General features: G+C 60.7%; 9 protein-coding genes and 3 rRNA genes. All 12 read left to right on the forward strand.

Features of this window, described 5'->3' with window-relative positions:
• Positions 1-5 precede the first annotated feature (5 nt).
• The 12 genes from folB (at position 6) to AYX22_RS01170 (ending at position 14691) form a co-directional block, all read left to right on the forward strand.
• Positions 6-365 (forward strand): dihydroneopterin aldolase, encoded by a 360-nt coding sequence (folB, locus tag AYX22_RS01115; RefSeq protein WP_207595733.1) that lies wholly within the window; start codon positions 6-8, stop codon positions 363-365.
• Complete coding sequence (gene folK, locus AYX22_RS01120) at positions 362-907, forward strand: 2-amino-4-hydroxy-6-hydroxymethyldihydropteridine diphosphokinase (RefSeq protein ID WP_207595734.1); 546 nt, start codon at positions 362-364, stop codon at positions 905-907. Before folB ends, folK begins: the two co-directional genes overlap by 4 nt.
• Complete coding sequence (locus AYX22_RS01125) at positions 904-1425, forward strand: DUF3180 domain-containing protein (RefSeq protein ID WP_207595735.1); 522 nt, start codon at positions 904-906, stop codon at positions 1423-1425. Before folK ends, AYX22_RS01125 begins: the two co-directional genes overlap by 4 nt.
• Positions 1406-1918 (forward strand): PH domain-containing protein, encoded by a 513-nt coding sequence (locus tag AYX22_RS01130; RefSeq protein WP_207595736.1) that lies wholly within the window; start codon positions 1406-1408, stop codon positions 1916-1918. Before AYX22_RS01125 ends, AYX22_RS01130 begins: the two co-directional genes overlap by 20 nt.
• On the forward strand, positions 1915-3537 hold the full coding sequence (locus AYX22_RS01135) for a PH domain-containing protein (protein WP_207595737.1): 1623 nt from the start codon (positions 1915-1917) through the stop codon (positions 3535-3537). Before AYX22_RS01130 ends, AYX22_RS01135 begins: the two co-directional genes overlap by 4 nt.
• Positions 3530-4438: a DUF2520 domain-containing protein gene (locus AYX22_RS01140; RefSeq protein WP_207595738.1), complete on the forward strand. Its 909-nt coding sequence runs from the start codon at positions 3530-3532 to the stop codon at positions 4436-4438. The genes AYX22_RS01135 and AYX22_RS01140 overlap by 8 nt, the downstream gene beginning before the upstream one ends.
• A 5-nt stretch (positions 4439-4443) precedes the next feature.
• Positions 4444-5346, forward strand: a complete 903-nt coding sequence (panC, locus tag AYX22_RS01145; RefSeq protein WP_207595739.1) for a pantoate--beta-alanine ligase — start codon at positions 4444-4446, stop codon at positions 5344-5346.
• Positions 5347-5451: 105 nt separating this feature from the next.
• Entirely contained in the window at positions 5452-6963 is a 1512-nt protein-coding gene (locus tag AYX22_RS01150) for a DHA2 family efflux MFS transporter permease subunit (RefSeq protein ID WP_207595740.1), read from the forward strand.
• A 784-nt stretch (positions 6964-7747) separates the two neighbouring features.
• A 16S ribosomal RNA gene (locus tag AYX22_RS01155) occupies positions 7748-9267 on the forward strand.
• Between the two features lie 540 nt (positions 9268-9807).
• Positions 9808-12965 (forward strand): 23S ribosomal RNA (locus AYX22_RS01160).
• 154 nt (positions 12966-13119) lie between these two features.
• Positions 13120-13236 (forward strand): 5S ribosomal RNA (gene rrf / locus AYX22_RS01165).
• The 16S, 23S and 5S rRNA genes sit together here, the layout of an rRNA operon.
• 120 nt (positions 13237-13356) lie before the next feature.
• The gene (locus tag AYX22_RS01170) at positions 13357-14691 is read left to right on the forward strand and encodes an ISL3 family transposase (protein WP_231941989.1); all 1335 of its coding nucleotides are present in this window, start codon (positions 13357-13359) and stop codon (positions 14689-14691) included.
• Positions 14692-14866 lie beyond the last annotated feature (175 nt).

Below are 14866 nucleotides of genomic sequence, written 5' to 3' on the forward strand. Positions count from 1 at the left end.
ACGCTGTGGACAGGATCACGCTGACGGGCGTCACCGCCGTGGGTTATCACGGGGTGTTCGATTTTGAGCGCCGTGACGGCCAGCCTTTCGTGGTGGATGCAGTGCTCCACACGGATTTCACCAAGGCCGCGGAGACAGATGACCTGCAGTACACAGCGCACTATGGTGAAGTTGCCGAGCTGATCACCCGGCACATCGAGGGCGAGCCCTTGAACCTGATCGAGGGTCTGGCCGTCAGGATCGCGGAGGGCATCCTCGCGAACTACAGCGTGGCCGCCGTCGACGTCACCGTCCACAAGCCCAAGGCTCCCATTGAGGTGCCGTTCGGCGACGTTACGGTCAGTGTGCACCGGGAGCGATCATGACATCCGGCTACACCAAGGCCATCCTGGCCCTCGGCAGTAACCTGGGGGAGCGCAACGACACCCTTTCCACTGCGGTTGCGGCCTTGGTGGATCCGCCGGAGGTGCGGCTCCTTGGAGTTTCCCCGGTGGTGCAGACCAAGGCAGTCGGTGGTCCGGAAGGGCAGCCGGACTTCCTGAACATGGTCATGGCCGTGGAAACCACGTTGACCCCGCTGGAACTCTTGAGGCATTGCCACGACGTCGAACAGCAGCACCACCGTACGCGCGAGGTTCGCTGGGGTCCCAGGACGCTGGATGTGGACATCGTCGTGTTCGGCGACGTCGTCAGTGACGATCCCATTCTTACTCTTCCCCATCCGCGGGCAGCTGAGCGTGCATTCGTGCTCTATCCGTGGTCGTTGTTGGAACCGCACGCACAGTTGAACGGGCGCAGTGTTGCTGAGTTGGCTGCCGTCGCCGCTGACATGCCGGATATCCGGCGCTTCGATGGTTATGGCGACGTAGCCGGCGTGCCTGCGACGGGAGCAGTGGAACAGCCATGAAAGCAATGCGCCCGGTGGTTCTGGTGCTCATCGCCGTCATCGCTGCGGTCATTGGATGGTTGGCAACCGCCACCACCAACCGCTTCAGCATGCCCACCCCGGTCCTGCCGGTATCCGCGCTGGTGACCATGGCCGTTATTGCCGGCCTCACACTCATCATGGGCATTCGTGTGCTGCGCTGGCGCAACGGCAAGAAGAAGAACCTGCTCAATCCGATTCTGGCGGCCAGGACATTGATCCTTGCCCAGGCCTGCGCCTATGCGGGAACCTTGCTGCTTGGCTGGCATGCCGGAATCTCGATGGACCTTCTCCGGATCGGCAGCTTGCGCGGCGGCGAGGGAATACTGTGGAACGCCTTGCTGATGGGCGGCGGTGGCGTGGTCATGGTGGTGGTTGGGCTCGTGGTGGAGCGTTTCTGCCGGATCCCACCCGAGGATCTTGAAGGTGGCACTGCCGGACCGGGGCCCCGTCGCGGCGAAACCAAAGGCGAAGGCGAGTATGCATACCGAGGCGATTGATCCTCCCGGCGTCCAGTGGCTTCGGGTTTCCCCGAAGTACGTCACCGTGCGGTTGGTGGAGTGGGCCATCGGCAATGTCCTGATGCTGACAGTCCTCAGTTTGCCGCTCATATTCGTGCTGCTGGGTTGGTGGCGTTGGCCTCCTTTGTGGCTCGCCATCACGGTTCCCGCAGTGATGCTGGTCCTGGCGCTGTGGCGGCTGGTGTTGATTCCCCGCCAGGTACGCGCCATCGGCTACGCAGAACGCGACGACGACCTCCTCATCCGCCGCGGCATCTTCTTCCAACGCACCATGGTGGTTCCCTACGGCCGGATGCAGTACGTGGACGTTGCGGTTGGTCCGGTTGAACGCAGCTTGGGACTGTGCACGCTCAAACTCCACACGGCATCGACCGGAACCAACGCGCACCTGCCTGGTCTTCCGGCAGAGGAAGGCGCACGGCTGCGCGAACAGCTTTCGGCCCGTGGAGAAGCCAGGCTGGCCGGGCTGTGAGCCCGGAAGGCAACGCGGCGGTGAGCCTGCCGGATCAACCGGAAGCAAAGGTCGACGGCGACTGGAACCGCGTCCACCCGGCATCACCTTTCGTTCGTGGCTGGGTGGCACTTGCCGCCGTCGGGTTCTTCTTTGGCCGTGACGCATTCGAACGCATGTTGCAGGGCAGGGATTTTCTGGATCCAAACCTGAACGGCCGTGTGCCGTGGCTTTTGGCCGGCGGCGCCGTGGTGCTGCTGTTGACGGTGGGCAGTTTCATCCTGAGCTGGTACTTCACGCGTTACCAGGTGGCCGAAGGGTACGTGCGCGTCAACACTGGTTTCCTGTTCAAGCAGCAGCGGCAGGCCAGATTGGACCGTGTCCAGGCCATCGACATTGTTCAGCCGCTCTTGGCGAGGATATTTGGCCTCGCTGAACTCAAATTTGAAGTGGCCGACGCCGGCGAGTCGGCGGTGCGGCTCGCTTACCTTCCGCTCGCCCAGGCGAAGCAATTGCGCGCCACCATCCTTGCGCGGGCGGCCGGCGTTGTCAGCGAGCCCGGTAAGGAAGAGGAAATTCCTGAGGCACCCGAGCATGTGGTGCTGTCTGTGCCTCCGGCACGGCTCATTGGATCCCTCGTGTTGAGCGAGCAAACCGTCGGAATCCTGGTCGGTGCCGCCGTGGTGGTAGCTGTCTCTGTTTTCACAGAGAACCAGACGCTGTTCCTGGCGCTGATCCCCGGCATCCTGGGCATCGGCGCAGCCTACTGGAATTCCTTCAACAAGGGCTACAACTTCACGGCAGCCATTTCGCCGGACGGTATCCGCCTTCGATACGGTCTCCTGGACACCCAGGCGCAGACCCTGCCTCCCGGACGCATCCAGGCAGTCATGGTGACGCAGCCGCCTCTCTGGAGGATCTTTGGCTGGTACCGGATGCACGTCAACGTGGCGGGTTATGGGATATCGGGCAGTACCGAGGGTGCCGCCCGGACCATGCTGCTGCCCGTCGGAATGAAGCCCGATGTCCTGCGAATGATGTCCTTGGTGCTGCCGGACCCGGGGGTTGAGGACCCGGAGCGCGTCTTCACGGCCGGACTGGATGGGTTGGCTCCGGCCGCGCCCGACGCCGCCCCGACAGATGAATTTGTCACCACACCCCGCCGCGCACGGTTGCTTGCTCCACTTGGCCGGCGTCGCAACGGATTCCTTGCCACGCGCACGGCGTTGTTGATCCGATCCGGCCGTTGGTGGCACACGCTGGTCCTTGTGCCGCATCAGCGGACGCAGTCCATGGCGCTCCACCAGGGGCCGCTGGCTCGCCGCTTCGGAGTGGCCGACCTTGTCCTCCACACCACCGCCGGACCTGTTTCTCCCAGGGTCTTCCAAGCTGATGCGGCCCAGGCCGTGGAACTCTTCGACCAACAGGCTGCCCGCGCCCGGGAAGCCCGGAAACGGCAGACGAGCGAGCAGTGGCTGGCGCAAGTGGCACCGCAGGCCCCGGAGGTTGCAGCCGCAGCGGAGGTTGCGACCACAGCGGAACAGCCGCCCCCGCCGGCACAGTCCGCGCAGCCGGCCCGGCCAATCCAGCCGGAACACCCCCACACTTCACCGCAACAGGAGGACCGCCACGATGGCTAGGCCAGGACGACTCGGAGTCGGAATCATCGGCGCCGGCAAGGTGGGTGCCGTGTTGGGTGCCGCTTTGCGCGCGGCCGAGCACGCCGTCGTCGGGGTTTCTGCTGTGTCGGAGGCGAGCCGTGAGCGTGCCGAAAACCTGCTGCCCGGTGTTCCGGTCCTGGAGATCCAGGACATCGTGGAGCGTTCGGAACTGGTGCTGTTGGCCGTTCCGGACGACGCCCTCGGGGAGTTGGTGGCGGGGCTCGCCAAGCTGGGCGCCTGGCAGCCGGGCCAACTGGTGGCACACACGTCCGGCCGGTTCGGCGTGGGAATCCTCAACCCTGTCCGTGCGGTGGGCGCGATCCCGCTGGCGCTGCACCCGGCCATGACTTTCACGGGCATGAGCTTGGACCTGACCCGGCTCATGGATTGCACTTTCGGTGTTACCGCGGATGCGGCCATGCTGCCGATCGCTCAAGCCCTCGTGGTGGAGATGGGTGCCGAACCGGTGGCCATTGCCGAAGCCGACCGCACCCTCTACCACGCGTCCCTTGCGCATAGCTCGAACCACATGGTCACGCTGGTGGCCCAGGCATCCCAGATGCTGCGGGAGATCGGCGTCGAAAACCCGGAGTCCATGCTGGGTCCGCTGTTGCGCGCCACACTGGAGAACGCCCTTGCATCCGGCGAATCGGCGCTGACCGGTCCGGTGGCGCGTGGAGATGTGGGTACCGTTTCCGCGCATGCCCAGGCACTGAAAGAGTACGACGGCGGTGCGGGCGGCGATGTTCTCGCGGCCTACCAGGCCATGGCGCGGGCCACCGCACGCAGGGCGGAAAACCGCGGGCTCCTGCGGCCCGAACAACTGAATGAGATCGACGAAGCCTTGGGTGCCGACCCCAAGTCGCCGGAAGGATACTGAACAGCATGGCCATCAAACTCGTGACTACCGCGGCGGAACTGCGTGCTGAAAGTGCACGCTTGCTGGCATCGAAGGGCGGGAATTCGCAGGGATTGGTCCCCACCATGGGTGCCCTGCACTCAGGCCACGCGGCACTGGCACGGACCGCCGCGGCCGAGAACGACGTGGTGGTGGCCACCATCTTCGTCAACCCGCTGCAGTTCGGCGACGCCGTTGACCTGGACCGCTACCCGCGCACGCTCGACGCCGACATGGCCCTGCTGGACGCCGAAGGCGTTGACCTCGTGTTCGCGCCGTCCGTTGACGAGGTGTATCCCGGCGGACAGCCCCTGGTGCGGGTAACCTCCGGACCGTTGGGCGAAAAATGGGAAGGTGCTTCGCGCCCCGGTCACTTTGACGGCGCCCTGACCGTAGTGGCCAAGCTGCTGCACTACGGACTTCCCGGAGGTGCTGCCGTTGACGGCACGACGGCGGCCTACCGGGCTTACTTTGGCCAGAAGGACGCGCAGCAGTTGGCTTTGGTAAAGCGGATGGTCTCGGACCTGAACTTCCCGGTGGAGATCGTTCCTGTGCCCATCGTTCGCAGTGAGGACGGCCTGGCGCTTTCAAGCCGAAACAGGTTCCTTTCCGATGAGGAACGAGAGGCCGCCCTTGTGTTGTCGCGGGCTTTGCGCCTTATCGAGTCCCGGGCAACCGCGCACGAACCACTGGACCTGGACTCCGCCGTCGCGCTTGTTGAATCCCAACCGTTGGTGCAACTGGACTATTTCGACGTCGTCGACCCCAACACTTTGGAACCGCTCGCCGAAAACTGCAAGGAGACACCGTTCCGCGGGGAAGGGCTGGCGATCATTGCGGCGAAGGTGGGGCCTGTGCGGCTCATCGACAACGCTCCTTTGTTCTCCTAGCGTTAGGAATTTTTCTACTGACGGGAATTGGATAGGCCTTTAGACTGTTCTAGTCTTCACCGGCATCGATCGCCGGACACCAAATCCAACCCTTGGGGAACCCTCATGTCTACCGACGTCACGTCCGACGCCAACGGCAAGCCTGAATCCGGAGCATCCGGTTCGGTCGCCTCTGTAGAGGCAACGCCTTACCAGGCCCCGCCGGCTCCGGCGTCGCAGGCGCCGGTTTCCGGGAAGATGTCCCGTGAATCCGTGACGGTCATCGTCACCCTTTTGGTGGCAACCTTCGTGGTGATCCTCAATGAGACCATCATGAACGTCGCCCTCCAGCGCCTCATGACGGACCTCCAGGTGAGTGCGTCCACTGTGCAGTGGCTGGCTACCGGCTTCATGCTGACCATGGCCGTCGTCATTCCCACGACAGGTTTCATCCTTCAGCGGATGAGCACCCGCGGGGCGTTCATGCTGGCCATGGGTCTCTTCAGCGGTGGTACTTTGCTGGCCGCCTTGGCGCCGGGTTTCCTGGTGCTTTTGCTGGCGCGCATCGTTCAAGCCGGCGGCACTGCCATCATGCTGCCGCTGTTGATGACCACCATCCTGACGCTGGTACCCATGTCCAAACGCGGAGCCGTCATGGGCAACGTCAGCATTGCCATCTCGGTTGCTCCGGCTATGGGCCCCACCGTTTCCGGCATCATCCTGGACCACTTCTCCTGGCGCTTCATGTTCGTATTCGTGCTGCCTGTTGCCTTGGCGGCTTTCGCGATAGGTGCCAAGTACCTCACCAACGTGGGGGAGCGCGAGAAGACCACGCTTGACGTGCCTTCCGTTATCCTCACTGTTCCCGCTTTCGGTGGCCTGGTCTACGGTCTGAGCCAGATTGGTGGCGCCGAGGCCGGCGTTGTTCCCGTGATCGCGCTGGTGGTTGGTGTCCTCTGCCTGGCACTTTTTGTCTTCCGGCAGCTCAAGCTCCAGAAGTCCGACGCCCCGCTGCTGGATCTTCGTGCCTTCAAGTTCCGCATGTTCACGGTGTCCACGCTGCTGATGGTGGTAGCCATGATGGCCCTGTTCGGTGGTGTGATTCTGTTGCCGCTGTACCTCCAGAACACCCTGCACCTGCAGCCGTTGGAGACTGGACTCGCACTGCTGCCGGGCGGTTTGGCCATGGGCCTGCTGGGTCCGGTCATCGGACGGATTTTCGACAAGGTTGGCCCCCTGCCGCTCACCGTCACCGGTTCTGTGCTCATGGTCCTGACGCTGTGGCAGTTCTCCCGCTTGGATGAGGGAAGCTCGCTTGGCTGGGTCATTGCCCTGCACGTCACCCTGAGCCTTGGCCTTGCCCTGCTCTTCACGCCGGCGTTCACCACTGGCCTGAACCCGCTGCCGCCGCACCTCTACTCGCACGGATCGGCGATCATCAGCACCGCGCAGCAGGTAGCCGGTGCAGCCGGTACGGCGCTGCTGGTGTCCATCTATGCGGTGGTTTCTGCATCTTCGAACCAGGTCGCCGGCATGCAGGCGGCGTTCATGGCCGCCACTGTTATCGCGGTTGCTGCTGTGGTGCTCGGTGCCATGATGCGCAAGACCGACGGCGCCGCAGGACACGGCGGCCACTGAACCCGCGGTTGCTGACGACCGGTTTCCCGCAAAGCTCTCCCACCGTGGTGGGGGAGCTTTGTTGGTTAACGGGGTGGCGCCGTTGGTAGGGGTGGCGCCCTTGGTTAGGGGGTGGCGGTCGGTCGTGCAGCGTCCACCTTCCGACGCTCGCTCACATCCCTCGGGTTTGATGGCGTCGCTCGCTCACATCCCGCGGGTTTGGGGCGGATGCTCTCTCATGTTCCTTGGGTTTGGTTGGGGTTCGACGGCGGTGGTGGGGTTGTGTGATGGGCTTCACTTGGGTTGGTTTGGGGTGTGGTGGGGTGGTTTTGGGGGTGTTTTCCTTGTGTTGGCGGGGTTTTTGGGTGGTGTTGGGGTGGATTTGGTGTGGGGGTGGGGCGCGTGTAAAGTTATTCGAGTCGCCGCCGCTGATGCGGAAAGATGGCGACCGACTCCCTTCAAATTGCCGGTTTCGGTGGTGCTTTTGTGTGCTGCTGGTTGGTGTGGGAGGCCCGGGTTCTGGTTTGCTTTGTGCGGCTGGTTCGGGTAAGTTTGAAAAGTTGCTCCGGAGCGATCCTGGACCCTTGTGGGTGTGGGTGGTGCCGGTAGTGTCTGTTGTTTGAGAACTCAATAGTGTGCCAAGTTTGTTGATACCGATTGTTTTATTGATTGGTTGAAATTATGGCTGGATCATTGCGCACCCCCGTGTGTGGTGGTCTGGTTTTCAGCTGGTTTCGAATTTTGTGCAGCCGTGCCGGCCGTTATTTCCGGTGGGTGTGGTTGTGTCTGTTTGATTTGTTTTACTTCAACGGAGAGTTTGATCCTGGCTCAGGATGAACGCTGGCGGCGTGCTTAACACATGCAAGTCGAACGATGATCCCAGCTTGCTGGGGGATTAGTGGCGAACGGGTGAGTAACACGTGAGTAACCTGCCCTTGACTCTGGGATAAGCCTGGGAAACTGGGTCTAATACCGGATATGACCGTCTGACGCATGTCAGGTGGTGGAAAGCTTTTGTGGTTTTGGATGGACTCGCGGCCTATCAGCTTGTTGGTGGGGTAATGGCCTACCAAGGCGACGACGGGTAGCCGGCCTGAGAGGGTGACCGGCCACACTGGGACTGAGACACGGCCCAGACTCCTACGGGAGGCAGCAGTGGGGAATATTGCACAATGGGCGCAAGCCTGATGCAGCGACGCCGCGTGAGGGATGACGGCCTTCGGGTTGTAAACCTCTTTCAGTAGGGAAGAAGCGAAAGTGACGGTACCTGCAGAAGAAGCGCCGGCTAACTACGTGCCAGCAGCCGCGGTAATACGTAGGGCGCAAGCGTTATCCGGAATTATTGGGCGTAAAGAGCTCGTAGGCGGTTTGTCGCGTCTGCTGTGAAAGACCGGGGCTCAACTCCGGTTCTGCAGTGGGTACGGGCAGACTAGAGTGCAGTAGGGGAGACTGGAATTCCTGGTGTAGCGGTGAAATGCGCAGATATCAGGAGGAACACCGATGGCGAAGGCAGGTCTCTGGGCTGTAACTGACGCTGAGGAGCGAAAGCATGGGGAGCGAACAGGATTAGATACCCTGGTAGTCCATGCCGTAAACGTTGGGCACTAGGTGTGGGGGACATTCCACGTTTTCCGCGCCGTAGCTAACGCATTAAGTGCCCCGCCTGGGGAGTACGGCCGCAAGGCTAAAACTCAAAGGAATTGACGGGGGCCCGCACAAGCGGCGGAGCATGCGGATTAATTCGATGCAACGCGAAGAACCTTACCAAGGCTTGACATGAACCGGTAATACCTGGAAACAGGTGCCCCGCTTGCGGTCGGTTTACAGGTGGTGCATGGTTGTCGTCAGCTCGTGTCGTGAGATGTTGGGTTAAGTCCCGCAACGAGCGCAACCCTCGTTCTATGTTGCCAGCGCGTTATGGCGGGGACTCATAGGAGACTGCCGGGGTCAACTCGGAGGAAGGTGGGGACGACGTCAAATCATCATGCCCCTTATGTCTTGGGCTTCACGCATGCTACAATGGCCGGTACAAAGGGTTGCGATACTGTGAGGTGGAGCTAATCCCAAAAAGCCGGTCTCAGTTCGGATTGGGGTCTGCAACTCGACCCCATGAAGTCGGAGTCGCTAGTAATCGCAGATCAGCAACGCTGCGGTGAATACGTTCCCGGGCCTTGTACACACCGCCCGTCAAGTCACGAAAGTTGGTAACACCCGAAGCCGGTGGCCTAACCCTTGTGGGGGGAGCCGTCGAAGGTGGGACCGGCGATTGGGACTAAGTCGTAACAAGGTAGCCGTACCGGAAGGTGCGGCTGGATCACCTCCTTTCTAAGGAGCTGCTAGCAGCTGTTCCGTGTTCTGTGTATGCAGTTCGTGGTGGTTGTCAGTGTTGCCCATTGCGCAGGCGTCTGTTCTGCGGTGGGTGCTCATGGGTGGAATATCAACGAATCAAACTTGTTTGGCATGGCCTTTACCGGTTGTGTCCTGGTGCCAGTACGGCAGCATGTGTCTCTGCTTTTTGTGGGGGTGGGTGTTGTTGGGAACGCTGCCGGGGTGCATGGTTTGTGGGGGTTGTGTTTGGCGCACTGTTGGGTCCTGAGGCAACAGGACCTTTTTGCAGCAATGCAGAGGGCATCGTTCTGGTGTTTCTTTTGTTCCTGCTTCCGGTTCTGCCGCGTGTCCCTGTGTGGGGTGGTGGTGGTCTGGTTGATGGGGTTGTTGTTTGAGAACTACATAGTGGACGCGAGCATCTGAGACATGCATGGCTGGCCTTTCGGGGTTGGTGTGTGTGTTTCTACAGCAATTTCTTATGAATGAACCTGGCCCTTGTGGTCGTGGTTCTCTCGAGTAAGTTTTTGATCTTTGTGTGGTCAAGTTTTTAAGGGCACACGGTGGATGCCTTGGCATTAGGAGCCGAAGAAGGACGTAGGAATCTGCGATAAGCCTGGGGGAGTTGATAACCGAGCGTTGATCCCAGGATGTCCGAATGGGGAAACCCCGCACAACGCTGCAAGGTGATTGTGTGACCCGCATCTGAACACATAGGGTGCGTGGGGGGAACGCGGGGAAGTGAAACATCTCAGTACCCGCAGGAAGAGAAAACAATAGTGATTCCGTTAGTAGTGGCGAGCGAACGCGGATCAGGCTAAACCGTTCCATGTGTGATAGCCGGCGGGCGTTGCATGGGCGGGGTTGTGGGACTTTCCGTGATGGTTCTGCCGGACCGTTGGGGTGATGTGCAGGCATAGGTGAACGGTCTTGAAAGGCCGGCCAGAGAGGGTGGGAGCCCCGTAACCGTAATGTTGTGTGCAGCCTGGAGAGTATCCCAAGTAGCACGGGGCCCGAGAAATCCCGTGCGAATCTGTCAGGACCACCTGATAAGCCTAAATACTTCCTAATGACCGATAGCGGACCAGTACCGTGAGGGAAAGGTGAAAAGTACCCCGGGAGGGGAGTGAAACAGTACCTGAAACCGTGTGCTTACAATCCGTCGGAGCAACCGCGAGTGATCGCATAGTAGTTGTGACGGCGTGCCTTTTGAAGAATGAGCCTGCGAGTTAGTGTTACGTCGCGAGGTTAACCCGTGTGGGGTAGCCGTAGCGAAAGCGAGTCTGAACAGGGCGAGTGTAGTGGCGTGATCTAGACCCGAAGCGGAGTGATCTACCCATGGCCAGGTTGAAGCGACGGTAAGACGTCGTGGAGGACCGAACCCACTTCAGTTGAAAATGGAGGGGATGAGCTGTGGGTAGGGGTGAAAGGCCAATCAAACTCCGTGATAGCTGGTTCTCCCCGAAATGCATTTAGGTGCAGCGTTGCGTGTTTCTTGCCGGAGGTAGAGCTACTGGATGGCCGATGGGCCCTACAAGGTTACTGACGTCAGCCAAACTCCGAATGCCGGTAAGTGAGAGCGCAGCAGTGAGACTGTGGGGGATAAGCTTCATAGTCGAGAGGGAAACAGCCCAGACCACCAACTAAGGCCCCTAAGCGTGTGCTAAGTGGGAAAGGATGTGGAGTTGCGAAGACAACCAGGAGGTTGGCTTAGAAGCAGCCATCCTTGAAAGAGTGCGTAATAGCTCACTGGTCAAGTGATTCCGCGCCGACAATGTAGCGGGGCTCAAGTACACCGCCGAAGTTGTGGATTTCACACATTGCCCTAGCCTTCGTGGTTCAGGGGTGTGGAGTGGTAGGGGAGCGTCGTGTGGGCAGTGAAGTCGCGGTGGAAACCAGCGGTGGAGCCTACACGAGTGAGAATGCAGGCATGAGTAGCGAAAGACGGGTGAGAAACCCGTCCGCCGAATGATCAAGGGTTCCAGGGTCAAGCTAATCTGCCCTGGGTAAGTCGGGACCTAAGGCGAGGCCGACAGGCGTAGTCGATGGACAACGGGTTGATATTCCCGTACCGGCGAAAAACCGCCCATGCCAAGCGGGGGATACTAACCGCCCGGAGCCTGCCCGCTCACCCTTGTGGTGTTGTGGGTTTTGGCCGAGCGCGGGACCTGATCCCGGGAGGTAAGCGTATTAACAGGTGTGACGCAGGAAGGTAGCCGGGCCGGGCGATGGTTGCCCCGGTCTAAGGATGTAGGGTCAGGGATAGGCAAATCCGTTCCTGTGTGCTTCGAGCACGTTCCTGAGATCTGATGGGACTCCCGTATGGGGGGATCCGGTGATCCTATGCTGCCTAGAAAAGCATCGACGCGAGGTTTTAGCCGCCCGTACCCCAAACCGACACAGGTGATCAGGTAGAGAATACCAAGGCGATCGAGAGAATTATGGTTAAGGAACTCGGCAAAATGCCCCCGTAACTTCGGGAGAAGGGGGGCCTGCCCCGTGATGGAGACTTGCTCTCCGTGAGCGGGTGTGGGCCGCAGAGACCAGGGGGAAGCGACTGTTTACTAAAAACACAGGTCCGTGCGAAGTCGCAAGACGATGTATACGGACTGACTCCTGCCCGGTGCTGGAAGGTTAAGAGGACCGGTTAGCCACCTTGTGTGGCGAAGCTGAGAATTTAAGCCCCAGTAAACGGCGGTGGTAACTATAACCATCCTAAGGTAGCGAAATTCCTTGTCGGGTAAGTTCCGACCTGCACGAATGGAGTAACGACTTCCCCGCTGTCTCAACCATAAACTCGGCGAAATTGCAGTACGAGTAAAGATGCTCGTTACGCGCAGCAGGACGGAAAGACCCCGAGACCTTTACTATAGTTTGGTATTGGTGTTCGGAGTGGCTTGTGTAGGATAGGTGGGAGACGTTGAAACCCGGACGCCAGTTCGGGTGGAGTCATCGTTGAAATACCACTCTGGTCACTTTGGACATCTAACTTCGGCCCGTGATCCGGGTCAGGGACAGTGCCTGATGGGTAGTTTAACTGGGGCGGTTGCCTCCTAAAAAGTAACGGAGGCGCCCAAAGGTTCCCTCAGCCTGGTTGGCAATCAGGTGTCGAGTGTAAGTGCACAAGGGAGCTTGACTGTGAGAGAGACATCTCAAGCAGGGACGAAAGTCGGGACTAGTGATCCGGCGGTACATTGTGGAATGGCCGTCGCTCAACGGATAAAAGGTACCTCGGGGATAACAGGCTGATCTTGCCCAAGAGTCCATATCGACGGCATGGTTTGGCACCTCGATGTCGGCTCGTCGCATCCTGGGGCTGGAGTAGGTCCCAAGGGTTGGGCTGTTCGCCCATTAAAGCGGTACGCGAGCTGGGTTTAGAACGTCGTGAGACAGTTCGGTCCCTATCCGCTGCGCGCGCAGGAAATTTGAGAAGGGCTGTCCTTAGTACGAGAGGACCGGGACGGACGAACCTCTGGTGTGTCAGTTGTACTGCCAAGTGCATCGCTGATTAGCTACGTTCGGATGGGATAACCGCTGAAAGCATCTAAGCGGGAAGCTCGCTTCAAGATGAGATTTCCATACACATTTATGTGTGAGAGGCCCCCAGCCAGACCACTGGGTTGATAGGCCGGATGTGGAAGCGAGGACTAAAGACTCGTGAAGCTGACCGGTACTAATAGGCCAACAACTTACACCACACAACACACTGCACGCGTCCACTATGTGGTTCCCGAACAACAACCCGCACCAAGGGTTGCCGGAACCAACAACTAAATAACAACACCACAGTTGTAACCACAAAGTCTTCCCACCCACCCCCACCAACAAGGGGGCCGGGACGGGTAACAGAGTTACGGCGGTCATAGCGTGGGGGAAACGCCCGGTCCCATTCCGAACCCGGAAGCTAAGACCCACAGCGCCGATGGTACTGCACCCGGGAGGGTGTGGGAGAGTAGGACACCGCCGGACAACCATTAAGGCAAGAGCCCCGACCACAGGTCGGGGCTCTTCCCCTTTAACGGCTCTTCGCGGTTGATGGTGAAACAGGTTCCGTGTCTTGAAATCTGAAGGGCTCGTAGCCCTGCTGTGATGGATGTTCTCTACGCATTCATCAAGAGTCAGGAGCTACGAGCCTTGAACGAGCCTACTTCGCCGCGCCCCGATGCTGCCACCGCCATTTTCAACCTGCCCGACTACCGGGTCACCGGCACCGAGGTCCTCGCCTTCGGGCAGCGACGGATCCGCGTCGTGGCCACCGCCGAGGCCGGCTGCCCGTCCTGCGGCGTGATCAGCACCCGCGTGCATTCACGCCGGTCACAACGCCTGCGTGACATCCCTGTCGCCGGCCCGGTCGAAGTGGTCTGGGCCAAGCGGAGGTTCTTCTGCGATGAGTACCTGTGCCCCCGCCGGACATTCACCGAGGAGACAGCCGAGGTACCGCGCCGGGCACGGTCCACCCGCCGGCTCCGTGAGGCCCTGGTGGCCGCCGTGATCGGTTCCGGGAGGGCCGCCGCCGAGGCTGCCTCTTCATTCGGTGTCTCGTGGTGGCTTGTCCAGCGGGCACTGGATTCCGCGGCGCTGACGCTGCCCGATGTCGATGCCCTGGCACCGCGGATGCTCGGCATCGATGAACACCGCTACCGGTCCGTGCGGTTCTTCCGCGACCCTGCCACGAAGGCCTGGAAACGCTACGAACCCTGGATGACCACCATCGTCGATCTCGACACCGGACAAGTCCTCGGGATCGTTGACGGCCGCGACAGCGAGGGGGTAGGAGACTGGCTGTTCGCCCGCCCGCTTCAGTGGCGGCTGGGCGTGCAGGTCGTTGCCATCGACCCCTCGGCGGCGTTCCGCAAGGCCCTGCGGATGTGGCTTCCACGCACCGCTGTCTCAGTCGACGCGTTCCACCTGGTCAAGCTCGGCAACGACATGCTCACCGAAGTCCGGCAACGACTCACCCAGCAGACCCATGGTCGGCGGGGGCGCTCCATCGATCCGGTCTGGGCCAACCGGCGACTGCTCCTGCGCGCCGGGGACACGCTCTCGGATCGGGCCCGGGACAGGCTCAGCAACGTGTTCGCGACCGACGATGTCACCGGGAAGCTGCAGGCCGCGTGGCTGGTCAAGGAACAGCTCCGGGCCCTGCTGACTACCGGCTCTCTTGCCGACGCTGCCGCCGCGAAGGACCGGCTGCAGGTCCTGGTCGAGCGAGCCGCGCAGCCGGAGACGAACCGGCTGTGGCGCACAATCTGCCGGTGGTGGAAAGAGATCGAAGTCCTCATTGTCACCGGTGCGACAACCGCGAAAGTGGAAGCCAACAACACCGCGATAAAACACATAAAGAGGACGGGTCGGGGATTCACCAACGCACGCAACTACAAAACCCGTATCCTGTTGCGCAGTGCCGCCAGAACAGCGGCATGAACATCCCTCACGGCAGAACGTTCACCACGAACCGTGAAGAGCCCCTTTAACCACCCAACCCCTAAACCAAGACCCCTGCAGCGCCACTCTCGGGCGGAACTGCCTTCCCCGTCTAAAGCAATGCCCGGCGGGCTTACTCCTTGGTACCTCGAACTGGAAGAGAACTCGGGGCTCA

Origin of the sequence: Arthrobacter sp. D5-1 (genome assembly GCF_017357425.1) — a bacterium.
Taxonomy (GTDB): domain Bacteria; phylum Actinomycetota; class Actinomycetes; order Actinomycetales; family Micrococcaceae; genus Arthrobacter.